Annotated in this window: 19 protein-coding genes; 16 read left to right on the top strand and 3 right to left on the bottom strand. The window is 60.3% G+C overall.

What is annotated here, in order from left to right; genetic code table 11:
* The first annotated feature begins 163 nt into the window (after window positions 1-163).
* From E8K79_RS02460 to nrfD, 13 genes are all read left to right on the top strand, one after another.
* Window positions 164-1,468: a phenylacetate--CoA ligase family protein gene (locus tag E8K79_RS02460; RefSeq protein WP_136513332.1), complete on the top strand. Its 1,305-nt coding sequence runs from the start codon at window positions 164-166 to the stop codon at window positions 1,466-1,468.
* A gap of 13 nt (window positions 1,469-1,481) precedes the next feature.
* The gene (locus E8K79_RS02455) at window positions 1,482-1,913 is read left to right on the top strand and encodes an ACT domain-containing protein (RefSeq protein WP_135869933.1); all 432 of its coding nucleotides are present in this window, start codon (window positions 1,482-1,484) and stop codon (window positions 1,911-1,913) included.
* Window positions 1,914-2,083: 170 nt separating this feature from the next.
* Window positions 2,084-3,226, top strand: a complete 1,143-nt coding sequence (locus E8K79_RS02450) for an ABC transporter substrate-binding protein (protein WP_136513331.1) — start codon at window positions 2,084-2,086, stop codon at window positions 3,224-3,226.
* 38 nt (window positions 3,227-3,264) lie between these two features.
* A complete protein-coding gene (locus tag E8K79_RS02445; protein ID WP_198419762.1) occupies window positions 3,265-4,404 on the top strand; it encodes an ABC transporter substrate-binding protein in 1,140 nt (379 codons plus the stop codon).
* 9 nt (window positions 4,405-4,413) lie between these two features.
* Entirely contained in the window at window positions 4,414-5,298 is an 885-nt protein-coding gene (locus E8K79_RS02440) for a branched-chain amino acid ABC transporter permease (protein ID WP_136513330.1), read from the top strand.
* 57 nt (window positions 5,299-5,355) lie between these two features.
* Window positions 5,356-6,321, top strand: coding sequence for a branched-chain amino acid ABC transporter permease (locus E8K79_RS02435; protein WP_136513329.1), 966 nt, complete (start codon window positions 5,356-5,358; stop codon window positions 6,319-6,321).
* Complete coding sequence (locus E8K79_RS02430; protein ID WP_136513328.1) at window positions 6,314-7,066, top strand: ABC transporter ATP-binding protein; 753 nt, start codon at window positions 6,314-6,316, stop codon at window positions 7,064-7,066. Before E8K79_RS02435 ends, E8K79_RS02430 begins: the two co-directional genes overlap by 8 nt.
* 12 nt (window positions 7,067-7,078) lie before the next feature.
* Entirely contained in the window at window positions 7,079-7,822 is a 744-nt protein-coding gene (locus E8K79_RS02425) for an ABC transporter ATP-binding protein (protein WP_135869938.1), read from the top strand.
* 25 nt (window positions 7,823-7,847) lie between these two features.
* Window positions 7,848-9,149, top strand: coding sequence for a phenylacetate--CoA ligase family protein (locus E8K79_RS02420; RefSeq protein ID WP_136513327.1), 1,302 nt, complete (start codon window positions 7,848-7,850; stop codon window positions 9,147-9,149).
* Window positions 9,150-9,240: 91 nt separating this feature from the next.
* Window positions 9,241-9,561 carry a c-type cytochrome gene (locus E8K79_RS02415; protein WP_136513326.1) on the top strand — a complete coding sequence of 107 codons (321 nt, stop codon included), beginning with the start codon at window positions 9,241-9,243 and terminating at the stop codon, window positions 9,559-9,561.
* A 140-nt stretch (window positions 9,562-9,701) separates the two neighbouring features.
* Window positions 9,702-12,968 (top strand): formate dehydrogenase, encoded by a 3,267-nt coding sequence (gene fdh / locus E8K79_RS02410; protein ID WP_136513325.1) that lies wholly within the window; start codon window positions 9,702-9,704, stop codon window positions 12,966-12,968.
* Window positions 12,965-13,762 (top strand): 4Fe-4S dicluster domain-containing protein, encoded by a 798-nt coding sequence (locus E8K79_RS02405; RefSeq protein WP_136513324.1) that lies wholly within the window; start codon window positions 12,965-12,967, stop codon window positions 13,760-13,762. The genes fdh and E8K79_RS02405 overlap by 4 nt, the downstream gene beginning before the upstream one ends.
* Window positions 13,759-14,784: an NrfD/PsrC family molybdoenzyme membrane anchor subunit gene (nrfD, locus tag E8K79_RS02400; protein WP_162604585.1), complete on the top strand. Its 1,026-nt coding sequence runs from the start codon at window positions 13,759-13,761 to the stop codon at window positions 14,782-14,784. The genes E8K79_RS02405 and nrfD overlap by 4 nt, the downstream gene beginning before the upstream one ends.
* A 188-nt stretch (window positions 14,785-14,972) precedes the next feature.
* Here the strand turns inward: nrfD and E8K79_RS02395 are convergent, their stop codons facing one another.
* The 3 genes from E8K79_RS02395 to E8K79_RS02385 form a co-directional block, all read right to left on the bottom strand.
* The gene (locus tag E8K79_RS02395; RefSeq protein ID WP_281276038.1) at window positions 14,973-15,347 is read right to left on the bottom strand and encodes a pyridoxamine 5'-phosphate oxidase family protein; all 375 of its coding nucleotides are present in this window, start codon (window positions 15,345-15,347) and stop codon (window positions 14,973-14,975) included.
* Window positions 15,348-15,364: 17 nt separating this feature from the next.
* A complete protein-coding gene (locus E8K79_RS02390) occupies window positions 15,365-15,745 on the bottom strand; it encodes a VOC family protein (RefSeq protein ID WP_136513322.1) in 381 nt (126 codons plus the stop codon).
* A 64-nt stretch (window positions 15,746-15,809) separates the two neighbouring features.
* Window positions 15,810-16,997 (bottom strand): MFS transporter, encoded by a 1,188-nt coding sequence (locus E8K79_RS02385; protein WP_136513321.1) that lies wholly within the window; start codon window positions 16,995-16,997, stop codon window positions 15,810-15,812.
* A gap of 227 nt (window positions 16,998-17,224) precedes the next feature.
* Here E8K79_RS02385 and rd point away from each other — a divergent pair, with 227 nt between their 5' ends.
* The 3 genes from rd to acnA are packed head-to-tail and all read left to right on the top strand — an operon-like array spanning window position 17,225 to window position 21,543.
* Window positions 17,225-17,383, top strand: a complete 159-nt coding sequence (gene rd, locus E8K79_RS02380; RefSeq protein WP_135869943.1) for a rubredoxin — start codon at window positions 17,225-17,227, stop codon at window positions 17,381-17,383.
* Window positions 17,384-17,396: 13 nt separating this feature from the next.
* On the top strand, window positions 17,397-18,731 hold the full coding sequence (locus E8K79_RS02375) for an FAD-dependent oxidoreductase (RefSeq protein WP_136513320.1): 1,335 nt from the start codon (window positions 17,397-17,399) through the stop codon (window positions 18,729-18,731).
* Window positions 18,732-18,741: 10 nt separating this feature from the next.
* The gene (gene acnA / locus E8K79_RS02370) at window positions 18,742-21,543 is read left to right on the top strand and encodes an aconitate hydratase AcnA (protein WP_136513319.1); all 2,802 of its coding nucleotides are present in this window, start codon (window positions 18,742-18,744) and stop codon (window positions 21,541-21,543) included.
* The last annotated feature ends 237 nt before the right edge of the window (window positions 21,544-21,780 follow it).

Genomic DNA, 21,780 nt, shown 5'->3' with positions numbered 1-21,780 from the left:
AAAGGCCTCAACGCAAAGACGCCAAGGCGCAAAGACGCGAAGGTAAGACTGGTATAAACCTGAAGCCTTAATGTTTTTTTGTTGGTTTTCTTTGCGGCTTTGCGTCTTTGCGTTAGAGCTTTGGCTTTAGGTTCGGCAGTCAGTCAGATTCAAGGAGTCAGTCATGTTCTTCAACGAGGAGTTTGAAACGCTGCCTAGGGAGGCGCTCGAGGCACTGCAGCTCAAAAGGCTGAAGGCGATGGTGGCACGCGTCGAGAAGTCGGTTCCCTTCTACAAGGAGGCGCTCGCCAAGGCTGGCGTCACCGCGGATTCGATCCAGTCGCTCAAGGATCTGCAGCGGCTCCCCTTCACCTACAAGCAGGACATGCGGGACTCCTACCCGTACAACCTGTTCGCGGTCCCCATGGAGGACATCGTCCGCATCCACGCTTCCTCCGGCACCACGGGAAAACCGACCGTCGTCGGCTACACGAAGAAGGACATCGAGACCTGGAGCGAACTCATGGCGCGCTCCTTCATGGCGGCAGGGGTGCACAAGGGCGACATCATCCACAACTCCTACGGTTACGGCCTCTTCACCGGCGGCCTGGGCGCGCACTACGGCGCCGAGCGGCTGGGTGCCTCGGTCATCCCGATGTCCGGCGGCAACACGAAGAAGCAGATTATGATCATGCAGGACTTCGGCTCCACCGTCCTCACCTGCACCCCTTCCTACTCGCTTTTCATGGCCGAGGCCGCAAAAGAGGAGGGTATCGACTTCCGCGACCTGAAACTGAGGGTCGGCATCTTCGGGGCCGAGCCCTGGTCCGAGGAGATGCGCCGGGATATCGAAGGGAAGCTGAACCTCTCCGCCGTTGACATCTACGGTCTATCCGAGATCATGGGACCGGGAGTCGCCATCGAGTGCTGCCAGGCGAAGAAGGGTCTTCACATCTGGGAGGACCACTTCATTCCCGAGATCATCAACCCGGAAACCTGCGAGGTGCTTCCCGAGGGACAGATGGGCGAACTGGTCATCACCACCATCACCAAGGAGGGGATCCCGCTCATCCGCTACCGGACCCGCGATATCACCTCCATCACCTACGAGCCGTGCGTCTGCGGCAGGACCCATGCCCGCATCGCGCGCATGAGCGGCAGAAGCGACGACATGCTCATCATCCGCGGCGTCAACGTGTTCCCGTCGCAGATCGAGGCTATCCTCATGGGTGTCGAAGGGGTCGAGCCGCACTACGTCCTTATCGTGGAAAGAAAGGACAACCTGGATACCCTCGAGGTGCAGGTTGAAGTGGGCGAGAACCTCTTCTCCGACGAGATCAAGCATCTGCAGGCGCTCTCGGCGAAAATCGAGAAGCAGATCAAGGAGATGCTCGGCGTCACCTGCCGCGTAAGGCTCGTGGAACCGAAGAGCATCACCCGCAGCGAAGGAAAGGCAAAGCGCGTCATCGACAACAGGAACAAGGCCTAAGGGGGGACAAGTCATGCACGTAGAACAGATCTCCATATTCATCGAAAACAAGTTCGGACGTCTGGCGGAAGTGACCCGCATCCTCGGCGATGCCGGGGTGAACATCCGCACCCTTTCCCTGGCGGACACCTCCGACTTCGGGATTTTACGCCTCATTGTGAACGACACGGAGAAGGCGAGGACCGTGCTGAAGGAGCGCGGCTTCACGGTCAGCAAGACCGAGGTCGTAGCGGTCGAGATCCCGGACCGTCCCGGCGGGCTCGCCGACATCCTCCAGGTGCTTGACGCAGACGGTATCAACGTCGAGTACATGTACGCGTTCGTCGAGCGCTGCGGCGAAAACGCGGTGATGATCTTCCGCTTCGACGAGACGCAAAAGGCGATCACCACGTTGACCTCCAAGAACTTCAACGTGCTGCCGGGGAATAGGCTGTACAGCATGTAGTTTGAACTCCCTCCCCTGGAGGGGGAGGAGCATGGACCGTCCCGGCGGATCGACATGAGGCGTTTTATCACGGCTGAGGAATTTATTCCGCAGCCTGAACCGTTTCGTTAACAGATCTCGTACAACCTGTTCATATTCAATGTGGTTAACCAAGAAGAGGGGGGCAACAGATGAGAAAGATGCTTGCTGTAATCAGTATCACCATGCTGCTTCTGACCACCGCCACCGCGGCCTTTGCCGCCGGCACCATCAAGATCGGCGGACTCTTCGCCGTCACCGGCCCCGCCTCCTTCCTCGGTGAACCTGAAAAGAAAACCCTTGAGCTTCTTGCCAACGAACTCAACGCCAAAGGCGGCATCAACGGCTCCAAGGTCGAGGTCGTCGTCTACGATACCGGCGGCGATGCCACCAAGGCGGTGCAGCTCGCCAACAAGCTGATCAAAAACGACAAGGTCGTCGCCATCGTAGGCCCCAGCACAACCGGCGAGTCCATGGCGGTCATCCCCATCGCGGAAAAGGAGCAGGTACCGCTCATCTCCTGCGCCGCCGGGATCAAGATCACCGATCCGGTGAAGAAATGGGTCTTCAAGACCCCGGCAAACGATCACGTCGCGGCCGAAAAGATCCTCATCCAGGCTGAAAAGCTGAAGCAGAAAAACATCGCGCTCATCACCGTTTCCGATTCCTTCGGCTCTTCCGGACGCGAGCAGCTGAAGCAGATGGCGGCCAAGCGCGGCTTCAAGATCGTGGCCGACGAGGTGTACTCGCCTAAGGACACCGACATGACGCCGCAGCTCACCAAGATCAAGGCGGCCAAGCCGGACGCCATCATCTGCTGGGGAACGAACCCCGGCCCCGCCATCATCACCAGGAACATCCAGCAACTCGGCATCAAAACCCAGGTCTACCAGAGCCACGGCGTTGCTTCGAAGAAGTACATCGAGCTGGCAACTCCGCAGGCGTCCGAAGGGATCATGCTCCCGGCAGGCAAGCTCGCCGTCTTCGACCTGCTGAAAAGCAGCGACCCGCAGGCGAAACTGCTCAAGGACTACAACACCTCATACAAGAAGAGCTACGGCGTCGAGGCCTCTACTTTCGGCGGCTATGCCTATGACGGCTTCCAGCTCATCCTGGCCGCTGTGAAAAAGGGTGCGACCACCCCCGCGCAGATACGCGACGGCATCGAGAAAAACGGTCGCCTGGTCGGGGTGTCGGGCATCTTCAAGATGACCCCGGCCGACCACAACGGGCTCGACCTCGGTGCTTTCGAGATGGTGCGTATCGTCAAGGGTGACTGGGTAATCGTGAAATAAGATCGCGGCTTTGCCGCACCTAAGGGGAGGGATGATCCGTGAAAAAACTGGTCTCGACTGCTTTCGCTTCGCTTGCGTTGTTTTGTATGTCCACCGCCGCCCTGGCTGCTCCTCCGATCAAGATCGGTGCGCTCTTCGCCGTGACCGGCCCGGCGTCGTTTCTCGGTGAGCCCGAGCGCAACACTGCCCAGATGGTGGTCGACGAGATCAACAAGGCCGGCGGCGTGAAGGGGCGCAAGCTCGAACTGATCACCTACGACACGGGCGGGGACGCCACCAAGGCGGTTCAGCTCGCCAACAAGCTGGTGAAGAACGACCAGGTCGTCGCCATCATCGGCCCGAGCACCACCGGCGACACCATGGCGGTCATCCCGGTCGTCGAAAAGGCGCAGGTGCCGCTCATCTCCTGCTCGGCCGGCATCAAGATTACCGAACCGGTGAAGAAGTGGGTCTTTAAGACCGCCCAGAACGACACCCTCGCCGTCGCGCGCATCTATGAGCAGCTGAAGAAGGAGAAAAAGAGCAAGGTCGCCATCCTTACCGTCTCCGACTCCTTCGGCTCCTCCGGGCGCGAGCAGCTTAAGGCGCTGGCCAAGCATTTCGGTATCCAGATCGTCTCCGATGACACCTACGGTCCGAAAGATACCGACATGACGCCGCAGCTCACCAAGATCAAGTCGGCCAAGCCCGACGCCATCATCTGCTGGGGCACCAATCCCGGTCCCGCGGTCATCGCCAGGAACGCGAAGCAGCTCGGGCTTGCCATCCCGCTCTACATGAGCCACGGCGTATCCTCTAAGAAGTTCATCGAGCTTGCCGGCGACGCGGCTGAGGGTATCAGGCTTCCTTCCGGGAAAGTCCTCGTCGCAGACCTCCTGCCTAAGAGCGACAAGCAGAAGGGATCTCTCCTCGCCTTCATCAAGGACTACCAGAACCACTACAGGGCAGAAGGCGACCACTTCGGCGGGCACGCATGGGACGCCATGATGCTTCTGAAAGGTGCCATCGAGAGGGGTGGCGACACCCCTGCCGGAATCCGCAACGCGCTGGAAGCGACCCGCAACTTCGCCGGTATCGGCGGCGTGTTCAGCTACTCGGCCAAGGATCACGCCGGGCTTACCAAGGACGCCTTCACCCTGGTAGAGGTACGGAAGAAAGACTGGGTTTTGGTCAAGTAAAGAGGATCCATGGAGCTTCTAAACCAGGTAACGCAGTTTGTCATATCGGGGCTCGCCACCGGTTCCATCTATGCCCTGATCGGACTCAGCTTCGCCATCATCTTCAACTCGACAGGGATCATCAACTTCGCCCAGGGTGAGTTCGTCATGCTGGGCGGGGTGCTGACCATCTTTTCGCTGAACGTGCTGCAATTGCCGCTTGCGGCGGCCATCGTGGTCGCCGTCGCGGTGACCACCGTTATAGGCATTCTCTTCGAGCGGCTGGCGATCCGGCCGCTCAAGAACGCGACGCCGCTTGCTCTCATCATCATCACCATCGGCATGAGCATCCTGATCCGCGGCGTTGTCATGCTCCTTTGGGGAAAAGACACCCAGGCGCTACCCGCCTTTTCCGGGACCGACCCCATCACCGTCGCGGGAGCGACGCTTTTGCCGCAGCATCTCTGGATCTTCGGCGTCACCGTGATGGTTATCGTGGGCTGCCGCCTTTTCTTCAACCACACCATCAGCGGCAAGGCGATGCGCGCCTGCTCCTTCAACCGCCGCGCCGCAAACCTCGTCGGCATCAGTGTCGGGCGCATGGTGCTCTTTTCCTTCGTGATCAGCGCCGCGGTCGGCTCTCTGGCGGGCGTCATCATCGCGCCGCTCACCATGACCGCGTACGACGTCGGGGTGATGCTAGGCCTCAAGGGGTTTTGCGCCGCGATCATGGGAGGTATGGGAAGCGGTCTCGGGACGGTGCTTGGCGGGCTGATTCTCGGTACCCTGGAGTCCCTCGGTGCAGGGCTCATTTCTTCGGGCTACAAAGACGCCATCGCGTTTTTTATCCTGCTCCTGATCCTCTTCATCCGTCCGCAGGGGCTTTTCAAGAAGGGCGAAACCGAGCGGGTGTAACGCTCTCTTCGGGAGCGATTCCCGCTTTACAACGACGCTGAATGACAAGGTTTTACTTTGAGATCCGACAGAATTAAATTCATCGTTTTCGCCCTTGTGGTGCTGCTTCTCCCGCTGCCGTTGTCGGGCGGATACCTCACCAACGTCCTCATCTTCGTCGGGATCAACGGCGTACTGGCGCTCGGGCTAAACCTCCTGCTCGGTTACGCCGGGCAGATCTCGCTCGGGCAGGCAGCCTTCTTCGGTCTTGGGGCCTACGGCTCGGGGGTGCTCACCACACAGTTCGGCTTCAATCCATGGGTGGCGATGGTCGTGGTCGCCCTGTCCGTTGCCGTTTTCGCCTTCGCCCTTGGTTTTCCGGTACTGCGCCTGAAGGGGCACTACCTCGCCATGGCCACGCTCGGCGTCGGCGTCATCGCAAACATCGCCTTCAACGAGACCGTTGACCTCACCGGCGGCCCCTCCGGGCTTTCCGGTATCCCGAACCTCGCCATCGGCACGCTCACCTTCGACTCGGACCTCAAGAACTACTACCTCGTATGGTGCTTCGCGCTCGGCATGATCCTTCTCTCGCTGAACCTGGTTAATTCGCGCTTCGGCAGGGCGCTCAGGGCGATTCACGATTCCGAGGTGGCTGCGCGCGTCATGGGCGTGAACGCAAGGCTCATGAAGGTACAGGTCTTCACGCTCTCAGCGGTCATGTCCGCCATCATGGGGAGCCTTTACTGCCATGTCATGACCTTCATCTCGCCTACGTCCTTTGGGTTCAGCTTTTCCGTCGAGATCCTCACCATGGTGGTCATCGGCGGCCTCGGGAGCGTCTACGGCTCCATCCTTGGGGCGCTTCTGCTGACCCTGCTCCCGGAGATGCTGCGCACCTTCCAGGATTACGACATCATCGTGTACGGTCTGCTGCTCGTGACCATGACCATCTACATGCCGGGCGGGCTGGTCGAAGGAATCCCTGCGCTTTTCAGGCTCATCATGCCGACGAAGAAAGGCACGGAGGTGGGCAATGCTTAGCCTTAGCGGCATAGGCAAGAGGTTCGGCGGGCTCACCGCTCTCGACGGAATCAGTTTCGAGGTAGGGAAGGGTGCCATCACCGGTATCATCGGCCCTAACGGCGCCGGCAAGACCACCCTTTTCAACGTTGCCACCGGGATCTATCCTCCTTCGTGTGGTGCGGTGGTTTTCGGGGGGAAAGACATCTCCAAACTCCCGCCGGAAGGACGTGCGCGCCTTGGTCTCGTGCGGACTTTCCAGAACATCGAACTCTTCGGGAAGATGACTGTCCTCGAGAACGTGATGGTCGGGCTGCACACGCAAAGCGGCTCCGGTCTATTCGCCTGTTCCTTCAGGATGCCCTGGCAGATGAGGGAGGAACGCCGCATCCGCGAACGGGCTCTGGAGTTGCTCGAGTTCGTCGGCATCCCCGAACTGGCCGACGTGCAGGCGGGAACGCTCTCGTTCGGCAAGGGGCGTTTGCTGGAGATCGCACGCGCCATGGCGCTTGAGCCGAAGCTCTTGCTCATGGACGAACCGGCTGCGGGGCTCAACAGCGGCGAGACCGCAGACCTGGGCGATTTGATCAAGCGTATCCGCGACTTGGGCGTTACCGTGGCCCTGGTCGAGCACGACATGGATCTCGTCATGGACATCTGCGACCATCTCGTCGTGCTGAACCTGGGGACCATGCTGGCGCAAGGGACGCCGCGCGAGATCCAGGACAACCCGGCGGTCATCACGGCTTACCTCGGGGAAGAGTAGGCGAGGACAGAGATGCTAAAGATCAAGAACATAAACGCCTACTACGGCAAGGTGCACGCCCTTAAGAACGTGTCGCTGCACCTGAAACCGGGTGAGATAGTCACCCTGATCGGCGCCAACGGTGCGGGGAAGACGACGCTCCTCAACACCCTTTCCGGCATCATCCCGACCGCGAGCGGCGAGATCGCGCTGGAGGGAAGGGATGTCGTGGGGCATACCGCGGACCGCATCGTTTCGCTTGGGCTTTCACAGGTGCCTGAGGGGCGCCAGGTTTTCAACCCGCTCACCGTCGAGGAGAACCTCGAGCTCGGCGCTTATCTTCGTTTTCGCACGAGGAGAGAGAAGGGGGAGATCGCCGCGGACCTGGAGAAGATGTTCCTGATGTTCCCGAGGCTCAAGGAGCGCAGGCGCCAGGCGGCCGGGACCCTTTCCGGCGGCGAACAGCAAATGCTCGCCATAGGCCGGGCACTGATGGCGCGCCCTAGGCTTCTTCTGCTGGACGAGCCGTCCATGGGGCTCGCACCCCTGGTCGTGCAGGACATCTTCAAGGTCATCGAACGTCTGAGAGCCGAGGAGGGAACCACCATCCTGCTCGTAGAGCAGAACGCGCGTGCCGCCCTGAAGGTCGCCGACCGCGGTTACGTCCTCGAGACGGGTAAAGTGATTCTTGAAGGAAAGGCATCCGAGTTACTGGAAAACAAGGATGTCCAACGCGCCTACCTTGGCCGTGATAAGAAGGAAATTTGGGAGCGTTGATACTGTAATTGAAGAGAGGTTTTACATGCAGATTTGGGATCCCGATTACGAGTGCATGCCGCGGGAAGAAATCGAGCAGCTTCAACTGGAACGACTCCAGGCTACTCTGAACCGCGTCTACAAGAACGTCACCTGCTACCGCAACAGGTTCAAGGAGATGGGGATCGTCCCCGAGGATGTACGCTCCCTCGCCGACCTTTCGAAACTCCCTTTCACCACCAAAGAGGACCTGCGCCTGAACTACCCGTACGGCATGTTCGCGGTGCCTTTGCGCGAGGTCGTGCGCATCCATTCCTCGAGCGGCACCACCGGCAAGCCGACCGTCGTTGGGTACACGAAACACGACCTCAAGGTGTGGTCCGGCCTGGTATCACGATTCATGACCGCGGCGGGCGTAAGCAGCGACGATGTGGTCCAGATAGCCTTCGGCTACGGCCTCTTCACCGGTGCCTTCGGCCTGCACTACGGCTCGGAGATGATCGGCGCCTCGGTCATCCCGATGGGTGCCGGCAACACCGAGAAGCAGATCATGATCATGCAGGACTACCGCACCACCGCGCTCGTCTCCACGCCGAGCTACGCGGTGACCATCGCCGAGCGCATGGAAAAGATGGGGGTCGACCCGAAAAGCCTCACCCTCAAGGTCGGCCTCTTCGGCGGGGAGCCCTGGTCCGAGTCGATGCGCCGCGAGATCGAGGAGCGTCTCGGCATCACGGCCACCGATAACTACGGTCTATCCGAGGTCATCGGCCCGGGTGTGGCCGGCGAGTGCCTCTGCAAGCGCGGCATGCACATCTCGGAGGACCACTTCATCGCCGAGATCATCGATCCCGATACCGGCGCGGTGCTCCCCCCGGGGAGCACCGGCGAGCTCGTGCTCACCTCGCTCACCAAGGAAGCGTTCCCGATGGTACGCTACCGGACCCGCGACATCACCTCGCTCGATTACGCGAAGTGCGACTGCGGCAGGACCTTCGTGCGCATGAAAAAGACCATGGGGCGCTCCGACGACATGCTCATCATCAAGGGGGTGAACGTGTATCCGTCGCAGATCGAGGACGTACTGTTCGCCATCGAAGGGTGCCAGCCGCACTACCAGCTGGTCGTCGACCGCAAGGGGGCGCTCGATACCCTGGAGATCCGCATCGAGGTGACCGAAAACATCTTCTTCGACGAGATGAAGATGCAGAAGGCCTTCCTCGACAAGGTCGAGAAGAAGATCGACTCGGTACTCGGCGTCGGCGCCGTGGTGAAACTGGTCGAGCCGAACAGCATCCCTAGGGCCGAAGGCAAAGCCTCCAGGGTAATTGACAACAGGAAAATCTAGACTAGCATTGATTCCGCTTTTGCCGCCCTACAGTCACAGCCTTGACCGCTGTGAACTGTGGGGTGCAGGAAAACATCCAAGGAGGAATCATATGAAGAAAACTATCGTTGCAGTTGTCGCCGTAATGTCTATGTCTGTGATGGTCGCTCCCGCCTTTGCTGCAGAGAAGGTGGACGCGAAGGCGAAATTCGATCAGCACTGTGCCGCCTGTCACCCGAAAGGTGGCAACATCATCAACCCGAAAAAGACGCTCAGCAAGAAGTCCCTTGCCGAGAACGGCGTCAAGTCCGAGAAGGACATCGTTGCCAAGATGCGCAACCCCGGTCCTGGCATGACCAAGTTCGACGCCAAGGCGGTGCCCGATGCCGAGGCTAAGGCCATAGCCAAGTACATCCTTGCCACTTTCAAGTAGTTAGCTGCTGCTCAAAAGACGTAATCAAAACACCTGTCGGCTTCATTGCCTTCAGGTGTTTTTTTATGTTCATTGACATCGTCGGCATAGATGTTAAATCCGTCTAATGTTTTTTACGACGGTAGTCAAGGAGTCTGGCGATGGCAAAAAACGGATGGGCGTTGAGATGGCCGGCACTGAAGCAGCTTTCGACTGGGGACCTGGCTGGGCTTGGGGAAAGCGCCATGACAGAGAGGACGCGCACACTCAGGCCTCGTGTCGTCGAAGCGGACAAGGTGGTGGATTCGGTCTGCCCGTTTTGCGGTGTCGGGTGTGGCCAAAAGGTGTACGTCAAAGACGGCAGGATCATGGACATCGAGGGGGATTACGACTCGCCCATTTCCCAGGGATGCCTCTGTCCGAAAGGTTCTGCGACCATGCAGTTGGTCACCGGGACGCACCGCACTATGAGCGTCCTTTACCGCCGACCTTACGGCAGGAAATGGGAAAAGATCCCCCTTGATAAGGCGATGGACATGGTCGCCGAACGGGTCAAAAAGGCGCGGGACGAGACATGGGAGGAGCAGCACGAAAAGGGTCATCCGCTCAGGCGCACGCTCGGCATTGCGCATCTTGGCGGCGCGACCCTCGATAATGAAGAGAACTACCTGATCAAAAAGCTCTTCACCGCGCTCGGGATCGTCCAAGTCGAGAACCAGGCCCGCATATGACATTCCTCCACCGTCCCCGGTCTGGGGATATCGTTCGGCAGGGGAGGGGCCACCACCTTCCAGCAGGACCTGCAGAACTCAGACTGCATCGTAATCCAGGGCTCCAACATGGCCGAGTGCCACCCCGTCGGGTTCCGCTGGGTCATGGAGGCCAAACGTCGCGGGGCCACCATCATCCACGTCGATCCCCGTTTCACCCGCACCAGCGCCGTTGCCGACATCCACGTACCCATTCGCCCCGGCAGCGACATCGCTTTTCTCGGCGCCCTCGTCAACTACATCATCAGCAACGACCTCTGGTTCAAGGAGTACGTAGTCAACTACACGAACGCGGCAGCTCTCGTCTCCGAAGACTACAAAGACACGGAAGACCTGGACGGTCTATTCAGCGGTTGGGACCACGAAAAAGGGCAGTATGACCCCTCCTCCTGGCAATACCGCGGTTTGGACGTCACTCCGGCTGCGGGGCACCGGGAGATGTTTTCCGGCGAACCAAGGGCGGAACGCGGCGCCATCGTGAGCGCCGAACAACACGATTACACGCTGACCGACCCGCTCTGCGTTTTCCAGATCATAAAGAGGCATTACTCGCGTTACACGCCGGAGATGGTCGAGGAGGCGTGCGGTGTGCCGCGTGAGCTCTTCGAGAAGGTGGCTCGCGCCCTTTGCGAGAATTCCGGACCGGAGCGCACCGGTGCGTTCTGCTACGCGGTCGGTTGGACGCAGCACTCGGTAGGGGTGCAGTACATCCGTACCGCGGCGATAGTACAGCTTCTTTTGGGCAATATCGGCAGGCCCGGCGGCGGCATCATGGCCTTGCGAGGACACGCTTCGATCCAGGGCTCAACGGATATCCCGACCCTCTACAACATGCTCCCTGGGTACCTTCCCATGCCGAAGGCTTCCTACGACACCGACCTCCAGAAGTACATCGAGTACAACGAGTCCGCTTCAGGCTGGTGGAGCGAGTTCCCGAAATACATGGTTTCGCTCCTGAAAGCATGGTACGGGCCTGCCGCTACCCTGCAGAACGACTGGTGCTACGACTATCTGCCGCACATAACCGGCGACCACTCCCACATGGTGACGGTAGCCGCGATGGCAGACGCGCTCATCCAGGGGTATTTCGTCATGGGTGAAAACCCGGCGGTAGGCTCGATGAACTGCGCACTGCAGCGCAAGGGGCTTCGCAACCTCAAGTGGCTCGTGGTGCGTGACTTCGCACCGACGGAGACGGCCGAGTTCTGGCACAACGCACCCGAGGTCGTGTCAGGCCAGGTACGCACCGAGGATATCGGGACCGAAGTCTTCTTTTTCCCCTGCGCGGCCCACACGGAAAAGGACGGCAGCTTCACGAATACACAGCGTCTTTTGCAGTGGCACCACAAGGCTGTGGAGCCCCCGGGCGACTGCCGCTCCGAACTCCATTTCGCCTGGCACCTGGGGAGGCGCCTCAAAGAGCTGTATCGCGCGTCCAGCGCGCCGAAAGACCGTGCGATCAGGGACCTCACCTGGGATTACCGCAGCATCGGTGCGATAGAGGAGCCGGACGCCGAAGAGGTACTTGCAGAAATCGGCGGTTACACGCTCGGCGACAAGAAGAGTCTCTCCGGCTACAAAGAACTCAAAAACGACGGCGGCACCGTCTGTGGCTGCTGGATCTACTGCGGGTGCTACAAGGACGGGACGAACCAGGCGGCGCGCCGCAAACCTGCTAGCGAGCAGAGCTGGGTGGCGCCGGAATGGGGCTGGGCCTGGCCCGCGAACCGTCGCCTTCTCTACAACCGTGCCTCGGCGGACCCGCAGGGACGGCCTTGGTCGGAGCGCAAGAAGTACGTCTGGTGGGACGCGGGAGAGAAGAAGTGGACCGGCGTCGATAACCCTGATTTCATCGTAGACCGCTCCCCCGATTACCGCCCCGGACCGGAGGCGAAGGGGATAGACACCCTCTCCGGCATCGACCCCTTCATCATGCAGGCCGAGGGAAAGGCCTGGCTCTACGACCCGAACGGTCTTCTGGACGGACCCCTGCCGACGCATTACGAGCCCGAGGAGTCGGTGCTCAAGAACCCGCTCTACGGACAGCAGTGCAACCCGGCGCGCATGGAGTGGATCCGGAAGGAAAATCCCTATCACAAGGCCTGGGGTGACACCGACTACCCCTTCATCGCAACCACGTATCGACTGACCGAGCACCATACCGCCGGGGGCATGACCCGTTGGGTACCATGGCTTTGCGAGCTTCAGCCGGAGATGTTCGTCGAGGTTTCGCCGGAACTGGCAGCGCTGCGCGGGCTGGAAAACGGCGGATGGGCGACGGTCAGCACGGTGCGGGGTGAGATCGAGGCGCGGGTGCTCGTGACCGAGCGGATGCATTCTTTCGTCCAGCAGGGGAGGACGCTCCATACCGTCGGCATCCCCTATCACTGGAGTTGGATCGGCCGTTCCACCGGTGACGCGGCGAACGAGCTGACGGCCTTCGTCGCAGACCCGAACGTGAGCATCGAGGAATCCAAGGCATTTTCCGTACAGATCGTGGCTGGGAGAAGATCGCGCAAAAGGCGAGCGGCAGCATCCGGGCCTTTGGTCGACCGCGAGGTTGAAGGGCCTGAGCGCGACCAGCCGGAAGTGCGGGAGAAACCTGCCGGCAAGCACGGCCTGCATGCGGGAAAGACGGAACTCACGGAGGAAGCATGACCACGACAATTACGGGATTCTTCACCGATACGAGCGTCTGCATCGGCTGCAAGGCATGTGAGGTTGCCTGCAAGCAGTGGAACCAACTTCCTGCCGACGGCGACTTTTTCAGCGGCCGTTCCTACGACAACACCATTCATCTCGAAGCGACCACCTGGCGCCACGTCGCCTTTGTGGAACGCGGCGTTTCCCTTTCCGGGCAGAGCACGGCGCGACCATTTTCCTGGCTTCTCATGTCTGACGTCTGCAAGCACTGCGAACGCGCAGGATGTCTCGAAGCCTGCCCGACCGGCGCCATCGTGCGGACCGAGTTCGGCAGCGTCTACGTCCAGCCCGACGTCTGCAACGGATGCGGATACTGCGTGGTCTGCTGTCCCTTCGTGGTCATCAACCGGCGCGAGGACGACGGCCGTGCCTGGAAATGCACGCTCTGCTACGACCGACAGAAGGAGGGTATGGAGCCGGCCTGCGCCAAGACCTGTCCGACCGATTCCATCACCTTCGGTCCCCTCGAAGAGTTAAAGGAAAAGGCGAAGAAGAGGCTGGAGGAGTTGCACCGGCGCGGAGTCACCGAGGCTTATCTCTATGGGATGAATGATGAAGACCAGCCGGGAACGGAAGGGCTGCATGCCTTCTTTCTGCTGTTGGACCGTCCCGAGGCTTACAACCTCCCTCCGGCGCCCTCGGTGCCGACCAGGGGAGTAGGAGGCTCATGGGGAGCCATGGCGCTGGGGCTCGCGGGGATGGTCGCGGTGGCGGTAGCCGCATCGCGGGCGGGAGGAGAAAAGAGATGATCCATGCGCGAAAGGAAACGACGGGAAGGGAGATGGGTGAGGAATACGCGGTGTTGACGGGCGAGGCCGCCGGGCAGCGCTTGAAACAGGCGGAACCAGATGCCGGCGGTGTCGTGCCGCTCTGGCACGAGGTGCCGTCGTTGCCGGCCCAGGCAGGTGACTACTATGGGCTGGCGCTTCTGAAGGAGCCGGTCTGGATCTGGTCCGTCCCGGCGTATTTCTATGTGGGGGGCGTGGCGGGCGGTGGGGCCGTCCTAGCTGCGGCGCTGCATGGAAAGAGGCCGCTACGCCGCTTGGCGGCCTGGTGCCGTGTCCTAGCCTTTCTCGGAACCACCGTCGGTCCTGCCCTATTGACCTATGACCTCGGCAGGATGAGCCGTTTTCTGAACATGCTGCGCGTTTTTCGGCCGTCTTCGCCCATGAGCGTAGGCTCGTGGTCCCTTGCCGGGACCGGCATGGTGGCGACCTTAGCCCTCCTGCAGGGAGACCGTGCATCTGCCAAACCGGCTCACTTGGCGACCGCCCTTGGCGGGCTCATGGTTGCGGGTTACACCGGGGTCCTCCTCGGCAACAGCGCCAATCCTTTGTGGCAGGATCGAAGGCGCCTGTTGCCGCTTCTGTTCATCTCTTCCGCCGTTGCGAGTACCGCCGGTGTTCTGGAGATGATGCCGCTCGACCGCAAGGAGGAGGGGGTGGTGCAGCGTTTCGGCGTGGCTGGGAAGGCGGGAGAGGCCGCTTGCATGCTCGCCATGGAGCACGTGCATCAATCGACGCCGGAGGCGGCTGTCGCCATGAAAAAAGGGAAGGGGGGCGTGTTGTGGCAAGCGGCTAAGGTGGCCCTGGTTGCGGGGATCCTGGTGGAACTGGTTCCTGGCCGCTCGCCGACGAAAAGGAAGATCAGCGGGGCGCTCACCACGCTGGGGGCTGTTTGCCTTCGATTCGCACTGCTGGAGACGGGTAGGACGGCGGCCAGGGAGCCGCTGGCGGCAACGAGGCCGCAGCGAAGAAAGATGGGTTGGTAGGGGGGATGCGGCAAGGGCGCCCGGAGGTTTAACCGGACGCCCTTTGTTGTTAGTGGGGTGCATGCAGATAAGGCAAATCCCCCCTGTCCCCCCTTCGCAAAGGGGGGGGGACGCGAGGGGTCGTGCAGCGCTTCGTTGGAACCAGCGGCGTAGGTTTCCGGGATGCCGGAAAGAAGCCTTGCGACGGTTTAAAGGGTCTGCTTTGCCGAGGTAACTTTTATCTCGAGAACGGCGCGAGCCCAGGGAAACTGGGCTTTGGTCGAGTCGAAGGACGCGCCGTTGTCGACTACGGTTCCTTGTCCTTCAACGAGAAAACCGGTGCCCGGTCCGTGCGTTCCCTCGACTTCGCGGGTTCCCAGCGTCATCAGGACCCTCGGGTTCTGCGCCAGGTTGTTTTCCGTGAGATGCATGTAGCCCACCGGCACGAGAAGCTTGCCGTCATCGCTTATCCTCAGGTAGCTGTTCCAGGTGTTGACCATGTGGGGCCCTTCGATCCCCTGTGTCACAATCGCCACCACGCCTTCATGCGCCATCACTTCTTTCATCTTGTCGGGAATCATCATAGTTCCTCCTTTGGTGGCTACCACTGTCTCAGTTCGATGGGAAAGCCGTCGCAGTCATGGATTTCAGCGCGTTTGGACGGCCCAAGTGTCACGGGCCCCCAACTTGGGGTAATGCCTTTGCCGGCAAGATAGGCGAGGGCGGCGTCCATGTCTTCCACCTCCAGCGCCATCATCCGGTAACCGGTTCCCCACGGCTCTGCCGCGGTTATCGTCGGGTCCTTAACCCGCATCAACTCCAGCACCGTATCGCCCAGCGCCAGGTATGCGATTTCCTCGAGCGGCGCTGCTGTCACGGTCATCTTTTGTTTAACAGAAAACCCTAGAATTTCTATGTAAAAGGCGATTGACCGTTCGAAGTCGGTGGGGATTATCTCTATGTGGTCGATCCGTTTAAACATGGTCACCTCTTTAACAATGTATGTACTTACCGCTTTATCTGTACAGATAATCGGCTTGGGTTCTCTATGACTGCAGAATCGGCGCTTTGTCAGGAACCCGCATCCATTGTGCCGCGATGAGCGAAATGACACCTAGTACGCTGCCGGCTATGAAAGGGATGCGGTAGTCCATCATCCAGAAGTATCCGCCCAGAGCAGGCAGGAAAACGGCTGCTATGTGATTAATGGTGAATCCGACTGACATGGATGACGCGATATCGGGCGGATCGGCAACCTTCTGGAAGTAGGTCCTGATGGCGACGTCGAAATTGTAGAGGATGTTGTCCAGTATGTACATGAACATGACGAGATTTTTCGACGAGGTGAAGGCATAGACGAGGAAGATCACGATGACGCCGCTGTATTCGATGGAGGAGATGGAGCGCTCGCCGAAATGGTTGATCGCCTTGCCGATCTGGGAGTTGAGGATATAGGCGACCACGTTGTTGACGATGAAGAGGATGGTCATCTCCCGTACCGTGAAGTGAAAGACCTGGACGAGGAGCAGGATGGAGAACACCACGAAGATCTGACGGCGGGCGCCGGATAGCAGGGTCAGGATGTAGAAAAGCGAGTAACGGCGCCTGAAGATCATCTTCTTGCGCTGCGGCACGATCCCCGCGTGGGTCGGGTTCTGGAAAAGTCCCCAGATACCGGCGGCAAACACGATAGCGCCGATGGCCAGGTACATCCCACGGTACTGAACAACCCCACTGAGACAGAAAACGATGATGCCGGCAACGACGCTTGAAACCGCGGCGAGAGCTCGCAATCGGCCGAAAATGAGCGGAGAGACGGCGGTCGAGAAGTACTGCAGCGTGAGGGACTGGTTCGTGGTCTCGTAATAGTGGAACCCGAAGCTCATCACCACGGTGGTGAAGATGACCCAGCCGTAGGACGGGATGAGCGCGGTGATCCCGGTGCCGAGCCCCAAAAGCGCCACGGAGAGCGCGGCGAGTTTGTGTTCACGGACCAGCAAAAGCACGAACACTACAAGCAGCGTCAAAAGGCCGGGGATCTCCCGGACCGATTGGGTGATGCCGACCTGGCTGCCGTTCAGGTGCACCATCTCGGCGGCGAAGTTATTGAAAAGGATGGTGTATCCCTGGAGCCCGATGGTGGAGGCGGCAGTAAGCACCACCAGAAAACGCAGCATCGGGCGCTGCTCCGAAGTCAGCAGTGAGGTGTCGAGTTTGCCTGGTACAGCTTTCATCTGCACTCCGTTGTCGTGATTTTTCGCTACTGCGCACAATTAACAAGCCGCACAGTCGGCTATCTTTAGCACCAATAATTCCCGCTGTATATACTGCTCTCTCTAATGATCTGGACGACTTGACATTACTTTGCCGGCGGCTACTTTTTATGAATGTTTTTTCGGCCCCCAGCTGGGTGAATGACTTAAGACCGGAACAATATCTCGCGGTGAAAAAGGAGGATGTCATGCAGAAATATCGTTGCACAGTGTGTGGGTACATCTATGACCCGGAAGTAGGCGACATCGACAGTGGTGTAGCTCCGGGGACTGCCTTTGAAGACATTCCCGAAGACTGGGTCTGTCCTGTCTGCGGCGTAGATAAGAGCATGTTCGAGCCCGCCTAACTTCGGAGTTTCCATGAAGACTGTCATCATAGGCGGCATTGCCGCTGGATTGTCAGCGGCGAGCCAGATCAAGAGGCAGGAGCCGGAAGCCGAGGTTGTCGTGCTAGAGAAAAGCGGCGACGTCTCCTACGCCGCCTGCGGCATGCCCTACAACCTCTACTTTAAGGAAAAGCCGGTGGAAAAGCTGTACGCGATGCCACTCGACACGATCCGAAAGGAGAGGGGGGTGGACTACCGGCTGCAGCATGAGGTCACCAGGATCCATGCGCCTGGGAAAAGTGTCGACGTGACCGACTTGAAGAGCGGTAACAGCTACCGTGAAAGTTACGACTTCCTTGTTTATGCGACGGGCAACAAGGCTATTCGTCTCGATTACCCGGGCTTTGACAGCGAAGATGTCTTTTACTTCAGAACCCTGGAAGATACCCGCCGGGCAAAGTCTTTTCTCTATGAGAATGCGCCCGCGAAAGTGCTGCTGATAGGCGCGGGTTACACCAACCTCGAAGTGGCCGATGTACTCACCAACATGAAACTGAAGCCGGTGATCGTCGAAAAGGCGGCCATGATCCTTCCCGCCTTTTGCGAGGAAGTGCGCGCCAAGGTGATGGAAAAGGCTGCCGAGAAGGGGATCGAGCTTCTGACCGGGGTGGATATCGAGGAGAAGTCTGGACGAGTAGTCCGCACCTCGGCCGGGACTTTTGAGGCGGACATGGTCGTAGTCGCCGCAGGTGCACGCCCGAACACCGCTCTCTTCGCGGCGGCAGGAGGAGAGCTCGGTGTGGCGGGTGCCGTGAAGGTCGACCGTTTCCTGCGCACCAACCTGGACGGCGTTTTCTCCGGAGGCGACTGCGCGGAACACTACGTGCGGCAACTCGGGCGGAACTCGTACTTCCCGCTTGGTCCCGCTGCCAACAAGCAGGGGCGCGTGATCGGCCAAAACATCTGCAACCCTGAAAAGATGACCGAGTTCTGGGGCGTCGACCAGACCGCCGTCTTCAAGTTCTTCGACTACACCGTCGGCACCACCGGCCTTTCGGAACTGCAGATGCAGACGCTTGGAAAGAACGTGGTCAAGGTGACGGTTGATGCCCCCACGCGCGGCGAGTTCCCCGGCGGCGGCACCATGCGTATCGTCCTTTTCTGCGAGAAGGGAAGCGGCCTCGTGCTCGGTTGCCAGATGGTGGGCGAGGACGTGGTGGCCAAGCGGCTGGACGTTCTCGCTACGGCGATCTACAAGGGCATGACTGTTTTCGAAGTCGCCGAGCTCGACCTTAGTTACTCCCCTCCGTACGCACCGGTTTGGGACCCGGTTCTCGTGGCGGCAAACGTCGCCGTAAAAAAAGTCTGAGGAGACCAGCATGGCCAACAACAGCTACAACACCCTCTCCACGCTCAACGTCGACGGCAAGACCTACCGGTATCACTCGCTGACGGCTTTCTCCGCAAATTCCGGCATCGACATCTCGAAACTTCCTTACTCCATGAAGATCCTCTTGGAGAACCTGCTGCGCCGCGAAGACGGCGTGGTGGTGAAGAAGGAGGACATTGAGGCGGTCGCGCGCTGGGACGCGAAGGCGGAGCCGGACAAGGAGCTGCAGTTTATGCCGGCGCGCATCCTGTTGCAGGATTTCACCGGTGTCCCTGCCGTCGCCGATCTTGCCGCGATGCGCTCGGCGCTCGACCGGCTCGGCGGTCGCCCCGCTGACATCAACCCGATGCAGCGCGCCGATCTCGTCATCGACCACTCGGTGCAGGTGGACCAGTACGGCAGCCAGCTTGCCCTCCAGGCCAACTCGGTCCTCGAATTCGAGAGAAACCACGAGCGTTATCAGTTCCTGCGCTGGGGACAGTCCGCCTTCAGAAACTTCAACGTGGTGCCCCCGGCAACCGGCATCTGCCACCAGGTCAACCTTGAGTACCTGGCGCAGGTAGCGCTGGTGAACACGGTGGACGGTGAGGATTGGGTGCTTCCGGACACCCTGGTGGGGACGGATTCCCACACCACCATGATCAACGGTCTCGGCGTTGTCGGCTGGGGCGTGGGGGGGATCGAGGCCGAGGCGGCCATGCTGGGACAGCCTTGTTCCATGCTGATCCCACAGGTGGTCGGCTTCCGCCTGGCCGGCTCCCTCAATCCCGGCGCAACGGCGACCGACCTGGTGCTTACCATCACCCAGATGCTCAGGAAGAAGGGTGTGGTCGGCAAGTTCGTCGAATTCTACGGCCCGGGCGCCGCTTCGCTCAACATCGCCGACCGCGCCACCATCGGCAACATGGCGCCCGAATACGGCGCCACCATCGGCGTTTTCCCGGTGGATGAGCAGACCACGGCGTATCTGCAGCTTTCCGGCAGGGGTAAGTTTGTTCCGCTGGTCGAGGCGTATTTCCGCGAGCAGGAGTTGTGGCGTTCTTCGGATCGCCCGGAGCCTGTCTTCAGCGACACACTCGAACTCGACCTCGCCGACGTGGAAGCGTCCCTTGCCGGGCCGAGTCGCCCGATGGACCGTGTCCGCCTCAAGGAGGTGCGCGGCTCATTCCGAAGGCAACTCGTGACGCTCAAACAACAGGATGCCGCGCACGTCGACAAAGAGACCATGAACCGCTGGTTGGGTGAAGGGGGCTCACCGGTCACCGTGGCACCCGAGCTCATGGCCGAACACCCCGACAAGGCGCTTGGGAACCTAGGGCAATGCGTGCCGGTACGCCAGCCGGACGGAACGAGCTACAACCTCTGCCACGGTTCCATCGTCATCGCGGCCCTCACGAGCTGCACCAATACCTCGAACCCGTCTGTCATGATCGGCGCCGGAGTCCTTGCCAGGAACGCGGTGCGCCGCGGGCTCCAGGTGCGTCCCTGGGTGAAGACGAGCCTCGCACCCGGCTCCAAGGTGGTTACCGACTACCTGGCCGCGGCGGGACTCACCCCTTACCTGGATGCCCTGCGCTTCCATCTGGTCGGCTACGGCTGCACTACCTGCATCGGCAACAGTGGGCCGCTCGCGGACCACATCTCGCGCGCCGTGGTGGAGGGGGACCTCGCCGTTGCCGCGGTCCTTTCCGGCAACCGCAATTTCGAGGGGCGCATCAACGCGCATGTGAGGGCCAACTACCTCGCCTCGCCGCCGCTGGTTGTCGCCTACGCGCTGGCGGGCAACATTAACATCGACCTGACCCGCGATCCCCTCGGCACCGATCCGAACGGCATGCCGGTCTACCTGAAGGACATCTGGCCGGACGACAAGGAAGTCGCCCAGCTTGTACAAAGCTGCGTGCATGCCGAGTCATTCGCCACAAACTACGCGGACGTCTTCCATGGCGACGACCAGTGGCGCGGGCTCTCCGTCCCGAGTGGTGAGCTGTACCAGTGGCAGCAGGACTCCACCTACATCAAGGAGCCGCCGTTCTTCCTCGACCTGCCGGCGCAACCCGAGTCGATCGCAGACGTCAAGGGCGCACGTTGCCTGGCACTGCTTGGCGATTCCATCACCACAGACCACATCTCGCCAGCGGGTTCGATCGGCAAAGCCACTCCTGCCGGACGTTACCTGATGTCGCTCGGCATCGAGCCGAAAGACTTCAACTCCTACGGGGCGCGCCGCGGCAACCACGAGGTGATGGTGCGCGGCACCTTCGCGAACACGCGGATCAGGAACGCGCTGGTGGCCGGTGTGGAAGGTGGCGTCACCAAGCATTTCGCAGCAGGCGACGCCACCGGGACGCAGACGTCGATCTTCGAGGCGTCCGAGAAGTACCAGGCGGAAGGTGTCCCGCTGGTGGTCATCGCAGGCAAGGAGTACGGCACCGGATCTTCGCGCGACTGGGCGGCTAAGGGGACCAAGCTCCTCGGCATCCGCACGGTCATCGCCGAGAGCTTCGAGAGGATCCACCGCTCCAACCTGGTAGGGATGGGAATCCTGCCGCTGCAATTCCTGCCGGGCGAGAATTACAAGAGCGTCGCCCTGGACGGGACCGAGACCTTCGAGATCAACGGCCTCAACGCGCTGGTGCCCGGCCAGGAGGTTGAAGTATCCTTCTCCAGGGTCGACGGGAGCAGCGGATCCTTCAAGGTGCTCGCCCGCATCGACACCTCCAACGAGCTGGATTATTATCACCACGGCGGCATCCTGCCGTACGTGCTTAGGCAGTTCCTCAAGGCATAACCTCAGCCATTTAGCCAAATCTGCCGCTGGTTCCCTCTCCCTTTGGGAGAGGGTGCCCGGAGGGCGGGTGAGGGCGCTGCCGCGAAGTGAGAAATTGCGGTTGCCGACGCCCTCACCCTAGCCCTCTCCCAAGGGGAGAGGGAGTATGTGATCTGCCCTTTGACCATGCCGTCCTCGCGTCTGTATCCGATAGTTCCCATCTCGTTTCATCTACAACAATTTCCCTCTTGACGACAA

The organism is Geomonas edaphica, assembly GCF_004917075.1.
Lineage (GTDB): Bacteria > Desulfobacterota > Desulfuromonadia > Geobacterales > Geobacteraceae > Geomonas > Geomonas edaphica.
The sequence above is the reverse complement of the archived record's forward strand: the minus strand, read 5'-3'. Positions and strand labels throughout refer to the sequence as shown.

What these genes read in the sequence shown, in the direction of transcription:
- E8K79_RS02440 (WP_136513330.1), top strand. Translation starts at nt 4,414, where the DNA reads ATGGAGCTTCTAAACCAGGTAACGCAGTTTGTCATATCGGGGCTCGCC.
- E8K79_RS02460 (WP_136513332.1), top strand. Translation starts at nt 164, where the DNA reads ATGTTCTTCAACGAGGAGTTTGAAACGCTGCCTAGGGAGGCGCTCGAG.
- E8K79_RS02385 (WP_136513321.1), bottom strand. Translation starts at nt 16,997, where the DNA reads ATGAAAGCTGTACCAGGCAAACTCGACACCTCACTGCTGACTTCGGAG.
- nrfD (WP_162604585.1), top strand. Translation starts at nt 13,759, where the DNA reads ATGATCCATGCGCGAAAGGAAACGACGGGAAGGGAGATGGGTGAGGAA.
- E8K79_RS02420 (WP_136513327.1), top strand. Translation starts at nt 7,848, where the DNA reads ATGCAGATTTGGGATCCCGATTACGAGTGCATGCCGCGGGAAGAAATC.
- E8K79_RS02375 (WP_136513320.1), top strand. Translation starts at nt 17,397, where the DNA reads ATGAAGACTGTCATCATAGGCGGCATTGCCGCTGGATTGTCAGCGGCG.
- E8K79_RS02455 (WP_135869933.1), top strand. Translation starts at nt 1,482, where the DNA reads ATGCACGTAGAACAGATCTCCATATTCATCGAAAACAAGTTCGGACGT.
- E8K79_RS02425 (WP_135869938.1), top strand. Translation starts at nt 7,079, where the DNA reads ATGCTAAAGATCAAGAACATAAACGCCTACTACGGCAAGGTGCACGCC.
- E8K79_RS02390 (WP_136513322.1), bottom strand. Translation starts at nt 15,745, where the DNA reads ATGTTTAAACGGATCGACCACATAGAGATAATCCCCACCGACTTCGAA.
- E8K79_RS02415 (WP_136513326.1), top strand. Translation starts at nt 9,241, where the DNA reads ATGAAGAAAACTATCGTTGCAGTTGTCGCCGTAATGTCTATGTCTGTG.
- E8K79_RS02405 (WP_136513324.1), top strand. Translation starts at nt 12,965, where the DNA reads ATGACCACGACAATTACGGGATTCTTCACCGATACGAGCGTCTGCATC.
- acnA (WP_136513319.1), top strand. Translation starts at nt 18,742, where the DNA reads ATGGCCAACAACAGCTACAACACCCTCTCCACGCTCAACGTCGACGGC.
- E8K79_RS02395 (WP_281276038.1), bottom strand. Translation starts at nt 15,347, where the DNA reads ATGATGATTCCCGACAAGATGAAAGAAGTGATGGCGCATGAAGGCGTG.
- E8K79_RS02430 (WP_136513328.1), top strand. Translation starts at nt 6,314, where the DNA reads ATGCTTAGCCTTAGCGGCATAGGCAAGAGGTTCGGCGGGCTCACCGCT.
- E8K79_RS02450 (WP_136513331.1), top strand. Translation starts at nt 2,084, where the DNA reads ATGAGAAAGATGCTTGCTGTAATCAGTATCACCATGCTGCTTCTGACC.
- rd (WP_135869943.1), top strand. Translation starts at nt 17,225, where the DNA reads ATGCAGAAATATCGTTGCACAGTGTGTGGGTACATCTATGACCCGGAA.